General features: G+C 46.1%; 11 protein-coding genes, 1 tRNA gene and 3 rRNA genes. 2 read left to right on the top strand and 13 right to left on the bottom strand.

The genetic code is table 11. The annotated features are described in order from the left end of the window. Positions 1–103 precede the first annotated feature (103 nt). Both ACOJUR_RS01255 and ACOJUR_RS01250 read left to right on the top strand, forming a co-directional pair. Entirely contained in the window at positions 104–520 is a 417-nt protein-coding gene (locus ACOJUR_RS01255) for a tyrosine-type recombinase/integrase (RefSeq protein WP_420949047.1), read from the top strand. Between the two features lie 508 nt (positions 521–1,028). Continuing rightward, positions 1,029–2,293, top strand: a protein-coding gene (locus tag ACOJUR_RS01250) for an IS3 family transposase (RefSeq protein WP_420949004.1) whose coding sequence is annotated in 2 segments (ribosomal slippage) — positions 1,029–1,350 and positions 1,350–2,293 — 1,266 coding nt in all. Because the reading frame shifts where the segments join, the coding sequence is not laid out codon by codon here. 372 nt (positions 2,294–2,665) lie between these two features. On the opposite strand, the gene ACOJUR_RS01245 is transcribed toward ACOJUR_RS01250, so the two are convergent. From ACOJUR_RS01245 to remB, 13 genes are all read right to left on the bottom strand, one after another. Further along, positions 2,666–3,643 (bottom strand): tyrosine-type recombinase/integrase, encoded by a 978-nt coding sequence (locus ACOJUR_RS01245; protein WP_420949046.1) that lies wholly within the window; start codon positions 3,641–3,643, stop codon positions 2,666–2,668. A 228-nt stretch (positions 3,644–3,871) separates the two neighbouring features. After that, positions 3,872–3,950 (bottom strand) — tRNA-Arg (locus tag ACOJUR_RS01240). A gap of 113 nt (positions 3,951–4,063) precedes the next feature. After that, entirely contained in the window at positions 4,064–4,567 is a 504-nt protein-coding gene (locus ACOJUR_RS01235) for a hypothetical protein (protein ID WP_420949045.1), read from the bottom strand. A gap of 83 nt (positions 4,568–4,650) precedes the next feature. After that, a complete protein-coding gene (serS, locus tag ACOJUR_RS01230) occupies positions 4,651–5,925 on the bottom strand; it encodes a serine--tRNA ligase (protein WP_420950482.1) in 1,275 nt (424 codons plus the stop codon). A gap of 95 nt (positions 5,926–6,020) precedes the next feature. Beyond that, positions 6,021–6,611 (bottom strand): pyridoxal 5'-phosphate synthase glutaminase subunit PdxT, encoded by a 591-nt coding sequence (gene pdxT, locus ACOJUR_RS01225; protein ID WP_072873739.1) that lies wholly within the window; start codon positions 6,609–6,611, stop codon positions 6,021–6,023. A gap of 72 nt (positions 6,612–6,683) precedes the next feature. Further along, entirely contained in the window at positions 6,684–7,559 is an 876-nt protein-coding gene (gene pdxS / locus ACOJUR_RS01220) for a pyridoxal 5'-phosphate synthase lyase subunit PdxS (RefSeq protein ID WP_255567419.1), read from the bottom strand. 162 nt (positions 7,560–7,721) lie between these two features. Then, positions 7,722–9,191 carry an IMP dehydrogenase gene (gene guaB, locus ACOJUR_RS01215; protein ID WP_072873717.1) on the bottom strand — a complete coding sequence of 490 codons (1,470 nt, stop codon included), beginning with the start codon at positions 9,189–9,191 and terminating at the stop codon, positions 7,722–7,724. A 313-nt stretch (positions 9,192–9,504) separates the two neighbouring features. Next, a 5S ribosomal RNA gene (gene rrf, locus ACOJUR_RS01210) occupies positions 9,505–9,621 on the bottom strand. 42 nt (positions 9,622–9,663) lie between these two features. Beyond that, positions 9,664–12,613, bottom strand: a 23S ribosomal RNA gene (locus ACOJUR_RS01205). A 146-nt stretch (positions 12,614–12,759) separates the two neighbouring features. Beyond that, positions 12,760–14,295: ribosomal RNA gene (locus tag ACOJUR_RS01200) — 16S ribosomal RNA — on the bottom strand. The 16S, 23S and 5S rRNA genes sit together here, the layout of an rRNA operon. A 453-nt stretch (positions 14,296–14,748) precedes the next feature. After that, a complete protein-coding gene (gene gyrA, locus ACOJUR_RS01195; RefSeq protein WP_203115491.1) occupies positions 14,749–17,202 on the bottom strand; it encodes a DNA gyrase subunit A in 2,454 nt (817 codons plus the stop codon). A gap of 56 nt (positions 17,203–17,258) precedes the next feature. Further along, complete coding sequence (gyrB, locus tag ACOJUR_RS01190) at positions 17,259–19,184, bottom strand: DNA topoisomerase (ATP-hydrolyzing) subunit B (RefSeq protein WP_420949044.1); 1,926 nt, start codon at positions 19,182–19,184, stop codon at positions 17,259–17,261. Positions 19,185–19,203: 19 nt separating this feature from the next. Further along, on the bottom strand, positions 19,204–19,506 hold the full coding sequence (gene remB / locus ACOJUR_RS01185; RefSeq protein ID WP_203114891.1) for an extracellular matrix regulator RemB: 303 nt from the start codon (positions 19,504–19,506) through the stop codon (positions 19,204–19,206). Between the last annotated feature and the right edge of the window lies 1 nt (position 19,507).

The following is a 19,507-nucleotide window of genomic DNA, read 5'->3' as shown; positions in this document are numbered from 1 at the left end:
GAGTTGTTTGTGCTACGAACAGTCGCAGTTGGTCAGCCGCGAACCAAACAAAATACCTTCTTGTCATACATTGTGGCTTCTAGTGAAAGGAGCCGTGATGAGAATGGAATTCGTTGAACCGATCAGGGATCGTCGTCAACTTGAGGCGATGAAAAAGTATCTCCGGGGAACTAGTCTCCGAGATCATGCGCTGTTTGTGCTCGGCATCAACAGTGGGTTGAGGGTGTCCGACCTACTGAACTTGCGAGTCGGCGATGTGACGGACTCTAAAGGACGAATCAAGGAGCGCATGGTCGTGACCGAACAGAAAACGGGGAAGCGCAAAAGTTTTGCAGTAGGTGCCAGCGTAACGAAGGCGATAGCCGAATACCTCGCAACACGTCCTGATGCAAAAGCCACTGACCCGCTCTTTGAGAGCCGAAAGGGTGGCCCTCTGAAACGTGCCCGCGCGTGGGAAATCCTCAACGGGGCAGCCAGAGCGGTTGGCATCAAGGACAGGATTGGAGTGTGCGTCAAATAGCGCACACCTCAATTTGCAGCGCAGGAGGAGCCTGTTGACAAGTCTAATGGATTCAAATCTAAACTCAGTGCTATAACCCTCGGGTTTTTCCCGAGGTTATTTGATTACTTGGCCACTGACCTTCCGATTGCAATGCATTCTGCCAATTGTTTCGCAGTCAATGACGTAATAGGATAGCCCGGGATCGCTTCCGGCACCTTGGGGTGGGGGATTTTGAGGAGTTCCTTCTTTGAAACTGTCGCGATGGCCTCCACGACGTAATCTCCGTGCCGAGATACCACAAACAACGAAGGCTTTACTTCATTGGCCCTCAAGTTCCAACGGAGATAGGCTTCGAACTTAGACATTTCGTCTGATGCCTCATATTTCTTGATCGTGTCGAACCCAACACACTCTACCGAGATGAAGTCGTGTGCAACGTCGTCTGGTTTGACCTCTTAAGCCCCGAAATCAGGTTGGACAACCTCTCTAAAGTATAGGAGACTAGAAGCAACAGGAGGTTGTCTTTATGGAACGACGGAAATTTTCATCACAGTTCAAGCAACAGATCGTCCAGGAATGTCTGGAAACTGGTAGTCCTACTATTGTGGCAAGGAAGCACGATCTAAATGCCAATATGGTTGGTAGATGGACTCGTGAGTTTAAGAAGACAGGTATAACGCCTGGAAAATCAAAAGGTATACCAACACATGTCACTTCAGATGATTACCAACAGGTCGTTGAAGAGCGTTCAGAGTTGGCTTCTGAGAATGATAAATTACGAAAGGCATTAGCTGATCAGGCACTCGAAAATCACATTTTGCGTGACCTGTTAAAAAAAGCCAACCCTCACTTGCGGATAAAATAGCTATTGCACACAAGTGGATCACAGCCGGGTATTCAGTCACCATCGTGCTGCGCATCGTGGGGGTTTCTAGGTCCACCTATTACTATCAGCAGACACATGAACCACAGCCGAGAACGACTGCTGGAGGGCGTCCTGTAACCGAATATACCTATACACAAGATGGCAGCAAGGTAAGTGACGAGCAGGCCAAGGAATGGATTATGAATGAAATAGAAGGAGATGGTTTTGCCTATGGATATCTCAAGTTAACCTATTTATTAAAGAGAAAGTACCAGTTGGTTATCAACAAGAAAAAGGTATATCGGCTTTGCAAGGAATTGAAGATCCTTAAGCCACAACGCAAATTGAAGGAAAAGCATCCTCGGAAATTGGCTAGAAACCGAGATATCACGGGTCCGAATCAATTGTTCGAAGTGGATATTAAGTATGGCTATATTACGGGTGAAGATCGATTCTTCTTCGTGCTGTCGTATATTGATGTGTATGACAGACAAATTGTGGACTACCATATTGGGTTGCGCTGCGAGGCTACAGATGCTGCAAATACACTGAAAAGTGCGCTCTGGAAACGAAAATTATACGGGAAATCCGAGTTGCCTGTAATTCGTTCCGACAATGGGCCACAGTTTGTCAGTCACCTGTTTGAATCCACATGTGAACAACTTGGGCTGGAGCATGAGCGGATACCGCCAAAGACACCAAATATGAATGCTCATATCGAATCTTTTCACAGGATACTGGAAGATGACTGTTTTTCTCGCTTTGAATTTGAGAGTTATACACAGGCATATCGGGAAGTAGTTTCATTCATGGAATATTACAATGAAAGAAGGATGCATTCCAGCCTGCACTACTTATCGCCGGTCGAGTTTCACAAAAAGCATTGTGATACCGGATTAAAACCGAAAGAAAATGTGAAAGTCTAAGAAAACGCTAGAAAAAGAGAGCTATGTCCAACTTACGGGTGTCAATCCGTGACCGATTCCAAAAAAGAATTCTGTCCGGGGAACTGCTCGACAATGATTGCGGCATCCAGCCAACAAGAAGAGCGATTTAGGGGACATACACCTTGCGGTAAGCAAACTCTTACAACCGTGTTGTTTGTCTACATTATATCTCGGGTGTCGGTGGAGAATCTAGGAGTTAAGGTGAAAACATGAGGGCAATTTCGTTATTCTGGGAAAGTAACGATATTCAGGTACATGACGAGGCGGAAACTCCGCCTTTGGAACCTAAACGGTAAAGATTAAACGTCTAATGTATCTAGCGCCTGCATTGCGTCGTATTGGTCTTTGACATCACGGTTCGTGTAGTTGATGTAGATTTGAGTGGTTTGTAATGTCACCGTGCCCCAGTATTTGCTGCAAGGCTCGTAGGTTACCGTTGAGTTTTGCAAATCGGGTCGCAAACACATGGCGAAGCACATGCGGGCTACATTGACATTGTCCAGCAATACCAGCCTTCCTTTCGTACAAGTGCATTCGCTTACGAAGATAGTCGTCTTTGAGTTGTACACCAAACTGATTGGTAAATACGTATTTCACGTTTGCGAAGTATGTTTGAGTTTCCTCAATTAAGGTTCGTATCTCAGTCTTCACTTTGGATGACATCGGTACAGCCCTGGTTTTACGGTTCTTGTTCTTCGAACCAGGGAGGAGTATCACGTTGTTGTCAAAATCGACATCCCCAATTTCTAACTGCATGACCTCGTTATTGCGTAGTCCTTCTTTTAGCATCACAAGCATAGCCACATAGTCCCTGTTTCCGGCGAATGTTGTTCTGTCAATTACAGCAAACAATCGCTTAATTTGTTCCTCAGACATCAGAGGAAGGCTCTTCTCGTCAGTTTTCAACTTCCTGATTTGTGACACAGGGTTTTCTTTGAGGACGCCTTCCCTGTGCAGGCGATTAAATATGGCCTTCAATGCCGTCAGTCGGATATTAACCGTTCGCGGTGAAATCTTACGTTCATCCAACATCGTCGTGATGTACTGTCGAAAATGGTGTGGGGTCACTTCGTTTACGTACGGAGTGTCAATTACCTCAAAGAACCACGACCATATTCGCCTGTAATCCGTAAGCGTTCGTTCCCGGTAGTTCTCAGCGCGACACGATTTCAAAATGTACTCTAGTGCGTCTTCTTGTCCCAGTCCCTTTCCTTCTGATTCCGAATTCAATATCCTGTCCAAAACCAAATCCCGTCTTTTGAACACACCTTTTTGTCTCTGTGGTTCTTCCCTTGATTGTTCCTGTGGTCCATCAGTTATTTGTTCCATTTTCTTGCCTCCTTCTAATAACCATGATAAAGCGCACATGGATGCATTTTCTAGGGTGAGAGAAACAAAATTCTAGGACGCGGTCGCAGCACAAAAAAGGGACTCGAATTCCCACCGAAAATCCCTTGCCGATTTGGGTGAGACCGAGTCCTTTGATGGATTCAAGCCGGAAAATGATTCGCGTCACTAACCGGAGAAAAACCAGTAGTGACGCGGAATGTTTATGTATGGCGCACCCGGAGGGACTCGAACCCCCGCAAGACGCGGTTTAGGAAACCACCGCTCTATCCACCTGAGCTACGGGTGCATACAAACATATTATAGTCCATTCTGGCAAAAAATCATATCGCACACGTTTACTAGTTTCTCTCTATCACTTGAATCACTTTCTCTTTGTTCACCCATATCTCATACAATCTCCTATGCTTTATCCACTATATTCGTTTTTAAGTTGGATTTCGGATCGGCAGTCAACAAATGGCTTTGGAACAAATTTTGCGGGAGAGGTAATTGAAGTTGTTCAACAGCCAAGACTAAATATCCAGGTTGACAATGGATGTCCTTAACTCTTAATTCCACACCAAGCGGCTGTATCAAAGAAGGCACATGAACACGTAAACTTTGCCTTAGAACCTCGATTCCTGGCGGACCATCTTTCAATGCTTCACGGAGCTGACGCTCAACAATAGAGGATGGGATATTCACCAATTTGTGAGCAGAAATATCTAAGTTTACAGCATCACTCGCCCAATCTGCAGACGGTTTTGCTATAAAATCAATATTCCACACGAGTAGTTTAACCTGCCCGTGAATACCACTATCTCCTATATCCAAAATTTTAACTTTTACATCTGGTGCAATCTCTGCAAGCATTTGATTGAGATCTGAGCTTGAAAGACGCAATTCAAAATGAGAAACTTTCACAAACAGCCTCCTGACTCCCCCGCAATGCCCTCATTTATTTCAACATCAAAGTTAAACTTTATCTTCGATTCTTTATATTTTCTTTAGTTAACGATCTCGATACCGCCCATATAGGGAACCAACGCTTTAGGCAGGCGTACACTGCCATCCGATTGTTGGCCATTTTCTAACAGAGCAGCCAAGGTTCTCCCTATGGCAAGACCCGACCCATTCAATGTATGCACAAATTCCGGTTTTGATGTTTCAGTTCGCCGAAAACGCAAGTTGGCACGTCTTGCCTGATAGTCTTCAAAATTAGAACAAGAACTGATTTCCCGGTAGGTCTGTTGAGCAGGAAACCACACTTCTAGATCAATTTTTTTTGTTTCTTTTGAACCGAGATCGCCCGTACATATTTCTACAACTCGATAAGGAAGCTCTAACGCTTCAAGAATATCTGCGCAATCCTCAATTAAGCTATCAAGCTCAGCATACGAATTTTCTGGCAACACCAATTTAACCAACTCGACTTTTTGGAATTGATGCAGGCGAATCAAGCCTCTGGTATCTTTGCCAGCACTACCAGCTTCACTTCGAAAACAGGAACTGTATCCAGCAAATTTAACTGGCAATTGTTCAATGCTGAGAATTTCATCACGATAATAATTTGTTAAAGGAACTTCAGCAGTAGGTATTAAGTAATACGGAAGTCCTTCCAAACGAAACATTTCTTCTCCAAATTTAGGTAAATTTCCTGTGCCAACTAAACTATCCGCATTGGCAATAAAAGCAGGAAACATTTCTTGATAGCCATTCTTCTCCGTTTGAAAATCCAGCATAAAATTGGCTAATGCTCTTTCAAGACGTGCACCTAGCCCTTTGTATAAAATAAAACGACTGCCGGTAATCTTTACAGCCCTCTCAAAATCAACAATATCCAATTGTGAAGCAATCTCATAATGATGCTTAGGCTCAAAACTAAATTGCGGTTTTTCACCCCAATGACGAAGAGTGACATTGTCTTCCTCCGAATCTCCATCCGGAACAGACTCATGCGCCACATTAGGGATGGACAAAAGCAAATCTTTGACTGCCGCTTCGCGTTCCCGCACAGTCTCATCTAAAAGTTTAATCCGATCCGATACATCTTTCATAAGACGGATCGATTCGGACGCATCTTCACCTGACTTTTTCTTTTTGGCAATCTCTTCACTCGCTCGATTGCGATCATTTTTTAAACGTTCCACTTCGGCCAATGCTGCACGCCATGACTCGTCCATTGTTAGCAATTGATGAATCAATTCTGGATCTGTTTTTTTGCGTGCAATACCCCGGCGAAAAAATTCTGGATCCTGTCGAATAGCTTTGATATCGAGCATTGTTTCGGTCACCATCTTTTGTCAGGTTTTAGAATGCATAAACTGTCTTAAACTTTGTCTTGCTTCGTTTATATAATTTTAAAAAGTGTAAAAGCTTAGCGGACAGTTTGTAGAGAAGGTTGTACGATTTTCTCGAGAAAATATTGATGAATACGGCTATCATCTGTCAATTCTGGATGAAATGAAATAGCCAAACAATGTTTTTCCTGAACCGCGACTATACGTCCCTGATACCTGGAAAGCACGCGAACATTTTCGCCTACACTTTCAATATGTGGCGCACGAATGAAAACCGCTGGAAAAGGTGTCGATCCGATGACATCCATATCCAAATCTGCTTCAAAAGAATCTTTTTGTCGACCAAAAGAGTTTCGGCTGACCGTAACATCCATAACAGCCAAATGCGGTTCCTCACCACTACTGATTGTTTTCGCCATAACAATCATACCCGCACATGTACCAAAAATTGGAGTACCTTGCTGAACCATTTCACGAATGGGTTCTATTAATCCATATTCCCTCATCAATTTTCCAATTGATGTGCTCTCGCCACCAGGCAAAACAATACCATTCAGATTCTCTAGATGTTGACTGCGCTTAATTTCAATAGTGTCAACTCCTAATTGATTGAGCATTCGTTGATGTTCCCGAAATGCCCCTTGTACGGCCACGACACCAATTTTCATCATGGTTCACCTGCCTTCTTGAAAACGACAGCCCGTACAATAAGCACGGGCTGCAATCTATTGTTTCGATCTTTACCAGCCGCGTACAGCCATCCGCTCTTCATCTCGCAATGTATTCAGGTCAATTCCTTTCATTGGCGAGCCCAAACCTTTGGAAAGTTCACCAATCAATTCATAATCTTGATAATGCGTCGTGGCCTGAACCACTGCACGAGCAAACTTTTCAGGATTCTCCGATTTAAAAATACCTGAACCCACAAAAACACCATCTGAACCTAATTCCATCATCAAGGCAGCATCAGCAGGGGTGGCAACTCCACCAGCTGCAAAATTTACTACAGGTAATTTACCAGTATTGTGCACTTCAAGAAGCAGTTCAAAAGGAGCGCCCAAGTTTTTGGCTTCTGCGTACAACTCATCAGTGGACATATTTTGCACTTCACGAATTTTCGCTTGCATCATTCTCTGATGCTTAACCGCTTCAATAATATTGCCTGTTCCCGGTTCGCCTTTCGTCCGAATCATAGAAGCTCCTTCAGCGATTCTCCGCAATGCCTCACCCAAATCACGTGCGCCGCAGACAAATGGCACGGTAAACTTTCTTTTATCCACATGGTATTTATCGTCTGCAGGTGTCAAAACTTCACTCTCATCAATATAATCCACACCGAGAGACTCTAAAATTCTAGCTTCAACAATATGGCCGATCCGGCATTTGGCCATGACTGGAATAGAGACAGCCTTCATTACTTCTTCAATTATGGTCGGATCGGCCATACGGGCAACTCCGCCAGCCGCTCGAATATCGGAAGGCACCCGTTCCAGTGCCATAACTGCGCAAGCACCAGCTGCTTCTGCAATTTTTGCTTGTTCCGCGTTAATGACGTCCATAATGACGCCGCCTTTTTGCATTTCTGCCATACCACGTTTAACTCGTTCGGTTCCCACATTGGTTGCCACTTGTAGTTCCTCCCCATGTATCTTCTGCCATTAATACTGTTAGCAAAAAGTTATCCACAATAATATACACAAGCTAATCTTCTGCTGTGTATAAGTATATCACAACGGCAATTCCGCCTGTATTCAGGACCAGCCATCTAGCAATGATTCTTAGATACTATAATTTGGTGCTTCTTTGGTAATATGCACATCATGCGGATGACTTTCTCGCAATCCAGCTGACGTAATTCGTAAAAATTGGGCATGATTTTGCAAATCTTCTATTGTGGATGCCCCACAGTAACCCATACCTGCTCTTAAACCACCCACTAATTGATAGAGGATTTCTGACAAAGGTCCACGATAGGCAACACGACCTTCTATGCCTTCTGGAACTAATTTTTTTGCCTCTCCTTGAAAATAACGGTCTCCACTGCCAGCTTTCATAGCACCAATCGAACCCATACCCCGATAAACTTTAAAACGTCTTCCTTGATATATCTCAATCTCACCAGGGCTCTCCTCAGTTCCAGCTAGCAAAGATCCAATCATGACCGTGTGAGCGCCAGCAGCTAATGCTTTGACAATATCACCCGAATATTTAATCCCACCATCAGCTATAATAGGCACTCCTCTGCGCCTTCCTACACTAGCACAATCATAGATAGCTGTAATCTGTGGGACACCAATGCCAGCCACCACTCGGGTTGTACAAATAGAACCCGGTCCAATGCCCACTTTTACTGCATTGACACCCGCATCAATTAAAGCCTCTGTTGCTTCAGCTGTAGCTACATTACCAGCTACAATCTGTACGTGGCTAAACTGTTTGCGCAAATTTTTAACGGCTTCTATAACTCCTTTTGAATGGCCGTGTGCTGTATCAACAACCAGTACATCCACTTGCGAAGCAACAAGTGCTTCTGCTCGACGATACAAATCTGCTGACACTGTCACTGCGGCTCCAACCAGCAATCTTCCTTGACCATCTTTTGCAGCCTGTGGATATTGTCGAGCCTTTTCAATATCCTTAATCGTAATTAGTCCTCGTAAAATTCCATTCGCATCTACCAGAGGCAATTTTTCGACTTTATGTTGGCGCAGTATTTCTTTTGCATCAGATAACGTCGTTCCAACAGGCGCAGTCACTAAATTCCCGCTTGTCATCACTTCACGAATCGGACGATTATAATTTTTCTCAAAACGTAAATCACGGTTTGTAATAATTCCAACTAATTTACGATTTTCTCCTTCAACAATGGGCACACCGGATATCCGATATTTCGCCATCAAAGATTCTGCATCTTGAATAGGGTGATCCGGTGTCAAGTATATTGGATCAGTGATTACCCCACTTTCAGAACGTTTTACCTTATCCACTTCTTCTGCTTGCTGATCTATCGTCATATTTTTGTGTATAATGCCAATGCCGCCTTCTCTTGCCATAGCAATAGCCAATGAACCATCTGTAACTGTATCCATGGCGGCACTTACAATGGGGACATTTAACGTGATATCAGTCGTAATTTTCGTCTTTACATCCACATCTTTAGGAAGTACTTCTGAATAAGCAGGAATCAACAATACATCATCAAACGTCAATCCCTCTTTAACAAATTTATTTTCCCATTGGTTAGACAACCTAAGTCCCCCTTGGAATCAGTTAAAATGCGCCGAATTTCTATCCTCCCGCGCCGTATCGGATAAATATTGCGTGGATTATAACAGTGAAGAATTTTAGGTGTCAATTCAACAAAGTAAAAGGAAAGGCAAATGAGTAGACTTCTATATCATTTGCCACAAAATCGCCTTATAGACAAAATCATCGTAATTTTAGGTATTTACTTATCTAATAATTTCTATTGTAATCATTTTTATAAAACAAAAAAGTGGCTGTAAGGCAGAATTCCCAAGGAGGGAAACTCCACACTTAACAGCCACCTGTACTCCTGTTGCCTGGCAACGACCTAGGTTCCCAGGGGTCTTCACCCCAAGTATGCTCGGCGCTGGAGGTCTTCACGGTCGTGTTCGGGATGGGTACGCGTGTATCCCCTCCGCTATGGTCACCAGACTCTTCTTTCCTTTCCAACTGTCTCAGCAAGAGGGATTTTCCTTGGTGAAGGCCTCGACCGATTCGTATCCGTCCGCTCCACGCCTCACGACGCTTCCACGCCGGACCGATCTACCTTATCGTCTATAAGGGGTCTTCCTTCCTTGACGGAATGGGATACGTTATCTTGAGGCAGGCTTCGCGCTTAGATGCTTTCAGCGCTTATCCCTCCCCGACTTGGCTACCCAGCTGTGCCCTTGGCAGGACAACTGGTCCACCAGCGGTCGGTTCATCCCGGTCCTCTCGTACTAAGGACGAACCCTCTCACGTATCCTCCGCCCACGGCAGATAGGGACCGAACTGTCTCACGACGTTCTGAACCCAGCTCGCGTACCGCTTTCATGGGCGAACAGCCCAACCCTTGGGACCGACTTCAGCCCCAGGATGCGATGAGCCGACATCGAGGTGCCAAACCTCCCCGTCGATGTGGACTCTTGGGGGAGATCAGCCTGTTATCCCCGGGGTAGCTTTTATCCGTTGAGCGATGGCCCTTCCACGCAGTGCCACCGGGTCACTAAGCCCGACTTTCGTCCCTGCTCGACCTGTCCGTCTCGCAGTCAAGCTCCCTTGTGCCTTTACACGCCCCGCGCGGTTTCCATCCGCGCTGAGGGAACCTTTGGGCGCCTCCGTTACCTTTTAGGAGGCGACCGCCCCAGTCAAACTGTCCGCCTGACACTGTCCCCACACCCGATTCAGGGTGCCAGGTTAGAAGACTAGCATCTCAAGGGTGGTATCCCAACATCGACTCCACACAGGCTGGCGCCCATGCTTCTGTGTCTCCCACCTATCCTGTACATGACATGCCCGTCTCCCATATCAAGCTACAGTCAAGCTCCACGGGGTCTTTCCGTCTAGCCGCGGGTAACCTGCATCTTCACAGGTATTACAATTTCACCGGGTCTCTCGTTGAGACAGCGCCCAAGTCGTTACGCCTTTCGTGCGGGTCAGAACTTACCTGACAAGGAATTTCGCTACCTTAGGACCGTTATAGTTACGGCCGCCGTTTACTGGGGCTTCAATTCAGAGCTTCGGGCTCTCGCCCTCACCCCTCCTCTTAACCTTCCAGCACCGGGCAGGCGTCAGCCCCTATACTTCGCCTTTCGGCTTCGCAGAGACCTGTGTTTTTGCTAAACAGTCGCTTGGGCCTTTTCACTGCGGCTCTTCTTCAGAGCGCCCCTTCTCCCGAAGTTACGGGGCCATTTTGCCGAGTTCCTTAACGAGAGTGCTCCCGCGCGCCTCCGTGTTCTCCACGCGCCCACCTGTGTCGGTTTCCGGTACGGGCAGATGCATTCTCCCTAGAGGCTTTTCTTGGCAGTGTGACCTCGAGCGCTTCGGTACTCTTCTTCCCTCCCCATCACCGCTCAGAGTTCTCGCCGCGCGGTTTTCCCTGCGCGACCCCCTTGCGGATTGGACGGCCTCTTCCATCCGGCCGCTCGCTCTAGCCTCCTGCGTCACCCCTTCAGTCATGCAAATCCATCTGGTACGGGATTCTCAACCCGTTCTCCTTCGACTACGCCTCTCGGCCTCGCCTTAGGTCCCGACTAACCCTGGGTGGACGATCCTTCCCCAGGAAACCTTGGGCTTTCGGCGGAGGGGATTCTCACCCCTCTTTTCGCTACTCATACCGGCATTCTCACTTCCATAACCTCCACCTTCCCTCTCAAGAAGGCTTCTCCGCTTATGGAACGCTCCCCTACCCTGTGGTCTTCCCACAGCCATAGCTTCGGTGTGTGGTTTAGCCCCGTTACATTTTCCGCGCAGCGTCACTCGACCAGTGAGCTATTACGCACTCTTTCAATGATGGCTGCTTCTAAGCCAACATCCTGGTTGTCTATGCACCGCCACATCGTTTCCCACTTAACCACCCTTGGGGACCTTAGCTGTTGGTCTGGGCTGTTTCCCTCTTGACTACGGATCTTAGCACTCGCAGTCTGACTGCCACGGTTCAATGAAACGGCATTCGGAGTTCGACGGAGCTTGGTAACCCTGGTCGGGCCCCGCACCCCATCGGTGCTCTACCTCCGTCCCTCATCCGTGACGCTAGCCCTAAAGCTATTTCGGGGAGAACCAGCTATCTCCGGGTTCGATTGGAATTTCTCCCCTACCCCCAGTTCATCCCCCGGCTTTTCAACGCCGGTGGGTTCGGGCCTCCATGCGGTGTTACCCGCACTTCACCCTGACCAGGGGTAGCTCACCCGGTTTCGGGTCGATGGCAATCAACTTCTCGCCCTCTTCAGACTCGCTTTCGCTTCGGCTCCGGCTTCCCTGCCTTAACCTCGCTTATCACCATCACTCGCCGGTTCATTCTACAAAAGGCACGCCGTCATCCTTTCGGACTCCGACTGCTTGTAAGCACACGGTTTCAGGTTCTCTTTCACTCCGCTCCCGCGGTTCTTTTCACCTTTCCCTCACGGTACTCTCCGCTATCGGTTGCCAGGGAGTATTTAGCCTTAGGAGGTGGTCCTCCCGGATTCCCACGGGGTTCCTCGTGTCCCGCGGTACTTGGGGCCTGCGCTACCTCCCTCGACAAGCTTCGCCTACGGGGCTCTCACCCGCTCTGGCCGACCTTCCCATGTCGTTTGGCTCCCTTGTCTCCTTCGGCCCAGGCAAGACCCTGCCTGGCTGCGCATCCCCTCTACCCCATGATGGCAACGGGGGTCCCCTTCTCCACCATCATGGTTTAGGCTCTTCCGCGTTCGCTCGCCACTACTTGCGGAATCACTCTTGTTTTCTTCTCCTCCAGGTACTGAGATGTTTCAGTTCCCCAGGTTCCCTCCGTCTATCCTATACATTCAGATAGCGGTACCGGCCCATCACGACCGGTGGGTTCCCCCATTCGGACATCCCTGGATCTTCGCTCGCGTACAGCTCCCCAAGGCATTTCGGTGTTCGCCCCGTCCTTCTTCGGCTCCTGGCACCTAGGCATCCTCCGTGCGCCCTTTCTACCTTCACCTTGCTTCCCTCTTGCTGATTCAGTTCTCAAGGTCCTTCGAGCTTATCCCTCTCTCAAGGCATAAGTAGCTTTCGCTAAGTTCTCTCCCGAGAACCCTCAAAACTAAACACGCACGCCTCTCCACCAAACCCCTCTCTCTTCCCTAGAAAGGAGGTGATCCAGCCGCACCTTCCGATACGGCTACCTTGTTACGACTTCACCCCAATCATCGACCCCACCTTCGGCGGCTGGCCCCCTTTCGGGTTACCCCACCGACTTCGGGTGTTGCCAACTCTCGTGGTGTGACGGGCGGTGTGTACAAGGCCCGGGAACGGATTCACCGCGGCATGCTGATCCGCGATTACTAGCAATTCCGGCTTCATGCAGGCGAGTTGCAGCCTGCAATCCGAACTACGAGCGGTTTTCAGGGGTTCGCTCCAGATCGCTCTCTCGCTTCCCGTTGTGCCGCCCATTGTAGCACGTGTGTCGCCCAGGACATCAGGGGCATGATGATTTGACGTCATCCCCGCCTTCCTCCGACTTGCGCCGGCAGTCACCTGTGAGTCCCCACCTCTACGTGCTGGTAACACAGGTCAAGGGTTGCGCTCGTTGCGGGACTTAACCCAACATCTCACGACACGAGCTGACGACAACCATGCACCACCTGTCTCCTCTGCCCCGAAGGGACCTACCATCTCTGGTATCGTCAGAGGGATGTCAAGCCCTGGTAAGGTTCTTCGCGTTGCTTCGAATTAAACCACATGCTCCACTGCTTGTGCGGGCCCCCGTCAATTCCTTTGAGTTTCAGTCTTGCGACCGTACTCCCCAGGCGGAGTGCTTATTGGGTTTCCTTCGGCACTGAGGGTGGTACCCCCCAACACCTAGCACTCATCGTTTACGGCGTGGACTACCAGGGTATCTAATCCTGTTTGCTCCCCACGCTTTCGTGCCTCAGCGTCAGTCACTGTCCAGCAAGGCGCCTTCGCCACTGGTATTCCTCCACATCTCTACGCATTTCACCGCTACACGTGGAATTCCCCTTGCCTCTCCAGTACTCAAGTCCTACAGTTTCCAAGGCATTCCCAAGGTTGAGCCCTGGCCTTTCACCCCAGACTTGCAGAACCGCCTACGCACCCTTTACGCCCAGTGATTCCGGACAACGCTTGCCCCCTACGTATTACCGCGGCTGCTGGCACGTAGTTTGCCGGGGCTTCCTCTCGGGGTACCGTCTCGCAAAGAGCATTCCCTCTCCTTGCCGCTCTTCCCCCTTGACTGAGCTTTACAACCCGAAGGCCTTCCTCGCTCACGCGGCGTTGCTCCGTCAGGCTTGCGCCCATTGCGGAAGATTCCCTACTGCTGCCTCCCGTAGGAGTCTGGGCCGTGTCTCAGTCCCAGTGTGGCCGGTCACCCTCTCAGGTCGGCTACGCATCGTCGCCTTGGTAGGCCTTTACCCTACCAACTAGCTAATGCGCCGCGGGGTCCTCTCTCAGCGATGCCGTAGCATCCTTTCCCGCATCAGGCATGCGCCTCATGCGCCTATCCGGCCTTAGCACCCGTTTCCAGGCGTTATTCCGGTCTGTTAGGCAGATTCCCCACGTGTTCCTCACCCGTCCGCCGCTGGTATCTCTCGATACCCGCTCGACTTGCATGTATTAGGCACGCCGCCAGCGTTCGTCCTGAGCCAGGATCAAACTCTCAATGTCTAATTCCTTCTCCCTCGCTCTCTCGAACTCGGGCACTTCTTCTCTGGCGTTTGGTGATTCTTGTGCGTGTTTAGTTTTCAAGGTTCTCTCGCTGCCAAGGCTCTCTTTCGCGTCCCCTCTTGCAGCGACAGCGATTATCTTACCTCCCTCCAAACTTTTTTGCAACCCCTTTTTGAAAAAAATTTTTATGATTTTATTCTTTGTTACGATTCATAAGAAATCCCCGCCTGTTCACTTAATGTGATCAGACAGGGATTCATTGTTTCATCAGGATTTTCTGCATTGTTTCAGTAAAGAATTCTACACTAGCACACTTTATTTACGCGGTAATATAGCATGAAACACAAGATACGATAATCCCACAATTACCCCAAGCGCCAAAAATCCTGCAGCTTGATGTATTGCAAAAATTTCTAAAGGAGACATTTAGACCACTCCTCGTAGATATGATTTTTAGATCGAATCTTCTTCTGTTTCGGTATCGTCTGTCGTTATGACACGAGCTACTGTTGCAACTTCCTCACCGTCTGGCACATTAATCAATTTAACACCCTGAGTATTTCGGCTTTGTGTAGAAATATCCGCAACGTGAATGCGTATAGCTACTCCTGCATTGGTAATAATCATTAAATCATCTTGTGAAGTTACCATTCTTAATGCAATAACTACACCATTCTTCTTTGTACAGTTTAACGTTTTAATGCCTTTTCCGCCACGAGATTGAGTACGATAGTCGTCAGCGGGTGTTTTTTTACCATAGCCTCGGCTGGTAACCACCAGCACTTCATGATCTTCCTCAATAACATCCATAGCTATAAGCTCATCATTCGGATTAAGAGCAATTCCTTTGACACCTGTTGCATTTCTACCCATAGTTCTTACATCGGATTCAGGAAAGCGGATGGAGAGCCCGCAGCGAGTCGCCATAATAATATCCTTACTACCGTTTGTTAATTTTACCGAAATAACCTCATCATCTTCTTTTAAATGAAGTGCAATTAAGCCTGTTTTTCGAATATTGGCGTATTCACTTAGAGCAGATTTCTTGACAATGCCCATTCTTGTTGCAAAGAACAAGGTTAGTTGTTCCATATCTTCTTCAGCTATGGTTCCAAGCGGAATAACTGCAGTAATTTTTTCACCCTGTTCAATGTTCAGCAAATTAATGATGGGCACACCTTTAGCCTGGCGACTAAATTCAGGAATTTCATATGCCTTAAGATTGTATACTCTTCCACGATTCGTAAAAAAGAGAACCGGGCTATGGGAAGAACAGATGTGCAAATGCTCAACAAAATCTTCTTCTCGAGTTCCCATCATGGTCATACCACGGCCACCACGACGCTGGCTTTGGTAAGTTGACAATGGAATACGCTTGACATAACCAGCATGCGTTATGGTAATCGCAACGTCTTGTACAGGAATGAGATCCTCTTCATTGATATCTCCCTCTGCAGCTACAATCTCTGTACGTCTTTCATCACCAAATTTATCGCGAATTTGTATAATTTCTTCTCGAATGACGCCCATTAATCTCGATTCATCGGCTAGAATAGCCCGTAACTCACTGATTAATTTTTGCAATTCTGCATACTCAGCTTCAATTTTTTCTCTTTCTAAACCAGTCAAACGCTGAAGACGCATATCCAATATTGCCTGGGCTTGTTCTTGCGATAATCCAAATCGTTGAATTAATCCCTCTCTTGCTTCATCAACTGTTTGAGAAGCGCGTATTAAGGCTATAACCGCATCTAAATGATCAAGTGCGATTCTTAACCCTTCAAGAATATGGGCCCTTGCTTCAGCTTTTCTTAAATCATACTGCGTTCTTCGTGTGACTACTTCTTTTTGATGTTCCAAGTAATGATAAAGCATTTGGCGCAAATTAAGTACTTTAGGCTCACCATTAACCAACGCCAAATTGATGATGCCGAAATTTGTTTGCAAACCAGTAAATTTAAAAAGATTATTTAATACAACTTGAGGCCTTACGTCCCGGCGCAATTCTATAACCATTCTCATGCCGTTTCGGTCAGATTCGTCTCGAAGATCAGTAATACCATCTATTTTTTTGTCTCTTGCTAATTCTGCAATTTTTTCCACTAATCTGGCTTTATTTTGTTGATATGGAATTTCCGTAACTACAATTCTAGTTTTCCCACCCGACATTTCTTCAAATTCTGTTTTTGCTCTGACCGTTATACTGCCACGACCAGTTTCATAAGCACGGCGAATGCCATCTCTACCCAGAATAATGCCACCAGTAGGAAAATCGGGTCCCTTAATATAATTCATCAATTCTGATACTGTGACATCTGGATGATCAATCATAGCAACAACACCATTGATGACTTCGCGTAAATTGTGTGGAGGGATATTTGTAGCCATTCCTACTGCAATGCCGGACGATCCGTTTGCCAATAAATTTGGAAAACGGGCAGGTAATACAAGTGGCTCCTGTTCATTTTCGTCGTAGTTAGGACCAAAATTAACAGTCTCTTTCTGTATATCTCTTAATAATTCCATCGCAATAGCTGACATGCGAGACTCTGTATAACGCATGGCAGCCGCAGAATCTCCATCTACAGAACCAAAGTTTCCATGTCCATCCACTAATAGATAGCGTGTTGAAAATTCTTGGGCCAGTCTAACGAGAGCATCATAAACAGAAGCATCGCCGTGCGGATGATAACGTCCAAGTACATCACCCACAATGCGTGCTGATTTTTTATATGGTTTTTCATGTGTCATTCCAGATTCGTACATCGCATATAAAATTCGACGATGTACAGGTTTTAATCCATCCCTGACATCCGGAATCGCACGACTGATAATAACGCTCATAGCGTAATCCATAAAGGATTGACGTACTTCATCACCTAAATCAATGGGTATAACTTTGCCCATGTAATCTTGAGACAACTAAATCCCCCCTAAGATCTCTCTTCTTCCATGATGAAAGATTAAATATCCAAATTCCGAACATAACGCGCATGTTCTTCTATAAATTCACGGCGTGGTTCAACTTTGTCGCCCATTAAAATACTGAACGTTTGTTCAGCAGCCATCGCATCTTCTGTAGTTACCCTTAATAGTGTGCGCGTACTCGGATCCATCGTGGTTTCCCAAAGCTGTGTCGGATTCATTTCACCCAGACCTTTATAGCGCTGAATATTGATATTCTGTCGACCTATTTCTTGTAGAATTTGCTCAAGTTGTTGATCTGAGTATGCGTATTGAATATTTTTTCCTTTTGTAATTTTATAAAGCGGTGGTTGTGCAATATATACATAACCCGCATCAATAAGTGGTCTCATGAATCGATACAACAATGTAAGTAAAAGAATGCGGATGTGGCTTCCATCGTGATCGGCATCTGTCATAATCACAATTTTATGATATCTAGCTTTTGTAATATCAAAATCTTCTCCAATGCCCGTTCCACTCGCTGTGATAATAGATCGAACTTCTTCATTGGAGAGTACCTTATCCAAGCGCGATTTTTCTACATTGATAATTTTTCCGCGAATTGGAAGTATAGCTTGAAAAGTTCTATCTCTACCCGATTTTGCCGATCCGCCTGCTGAATCACCCTCGACAATATAGAGTTCGCAAATAGATGCGTCTTTTGAAGAACAATCAGCTAATTTTCCAGGCAATGAACTGACTTCCAAAGCATTTTTACGCCTGGTTAACTCTCTTGCTTTACGCGCAGCTTCTCTTGCCCGCGCAGCCATCACTGCTTTTTCAACAATTTTTTTGGCAACAGAAGGATGTTCATCTAAAAATGTTTGTAATTTTTCACCAAATAAGCTTTCCACAATTCCACGAACTTCTGAATTGCCAAGCTTTGTTTTGGTTTGTCCTTCAAATTGCGGTTCGGGCACTTTAACACTAATAATAGCAGTTAAACCTTCCCTGACATCGTCACCTGTCAAGTTATTGTCCGATTCTTTTATCGCGTTTAACTTGCGAGCAAAATCGTTAATCACTCTTGTTAATGCACTTTTAAATCCAGATTCGTGTGTACCACCTTCATGAGTATTAATATTATTTGCAAATGAAAAAAGCGTTGCTGAATAACCGTCGTTATATTGCAGGGCGATTTCAACCGTTACATCATCTTTTTTCCCACTCACAAAAACGGGATCTTCATGAAGCACATCTTTAGATTTATTTAGAAATTCTACAAATTCCGCAACACCGCCAGAATAATGGAAATTTAATTTTTTCCCGCCATCACGTTCATCTTGAAAAATGATTTCCAATCCAGCATTTAAAAAAGCAAGTTCTCTAAGTCGATTCTGTAAAATTTCAGAATCAAAAACTATTGTTTCTGTAAAAATTTCAGGATCTGGTCTAAAAGAAACACTGGTTCCTGTATGATCTGTGCTACCAATTACTCGTAGATCGTAGAGAGGTGTACCTCTTTCATATTCCTGTTCGTAAATTTTTCCATCCCTATGAACTTCCACTCTCAGCCATGTGGAAAGGGCATTGACGACAGATGCGCCAACACCATGTAAACCTCCTGATACCTTATAACCACTTCCACCAAACTTACCGCCTGCATGAAGAACGGTTAATGCTGTTTCTACAGCTGGTCTTCCGGTTTTTGGATGAATTCCAACTGGAAAACCGGCGCCATTATCCACAACAGTCACAGAATTATCAGGATGAATCTGGACAAGAATACGGTCACAGCGACCAGCAAGCGCTTCATCCACAGCATTATCTACAATTTCCCAAACCAGATGATGAAGACCTCTTGAACTGGTTGATCCGATATACATACCAGGACGTTTTCGAACAGCTTCCAATCCTTCAAGAACCTGAATTTGCGTTTCATCATATACTTTCGCAGTCGCGTTTGTTTCGGACAATGACATTCCCTCCGAGATCATCGAATCAAATACAATCGCATGAGTCATTTTGTATAAACTCATCTGGTAATGAAACATCTTGTAGATGATCCTCTAGAATAAACATTCGTTTTTTTAGAGTCATTACAGATACGGGAGATAAATAGATTTTTTGAAAAGTCACTACTACAGATTTAATATCTTCCGCATCAATCATCTCAAGAGAATAATCGGCATAGGCATTTTTAAAAAAGCTTTCTGTATTTGCACTCTCTCCAATGCGCCAATCAAAGATACCTACCAATTGGTCTACGTGAATGGCTACATCACCGCCAATGTGCAAATACATG

Source organism: Alicyclobacillus tolerans, assembly GCF_048984885.1.
In the GTDB taxonomy this organism is placed as follows: domain Bacteria; phylum Bacillota; class Bacilli; order Alicyclobacillales; family Alicyclobacillaceae; genus Alicyclobacillus_I; species Alicyclobacillus_I tolerans.
Note: the sequence above shows the minus strand (reverse complement) of the source record. Positions and strands in the feature narration are given on the sequence as shown.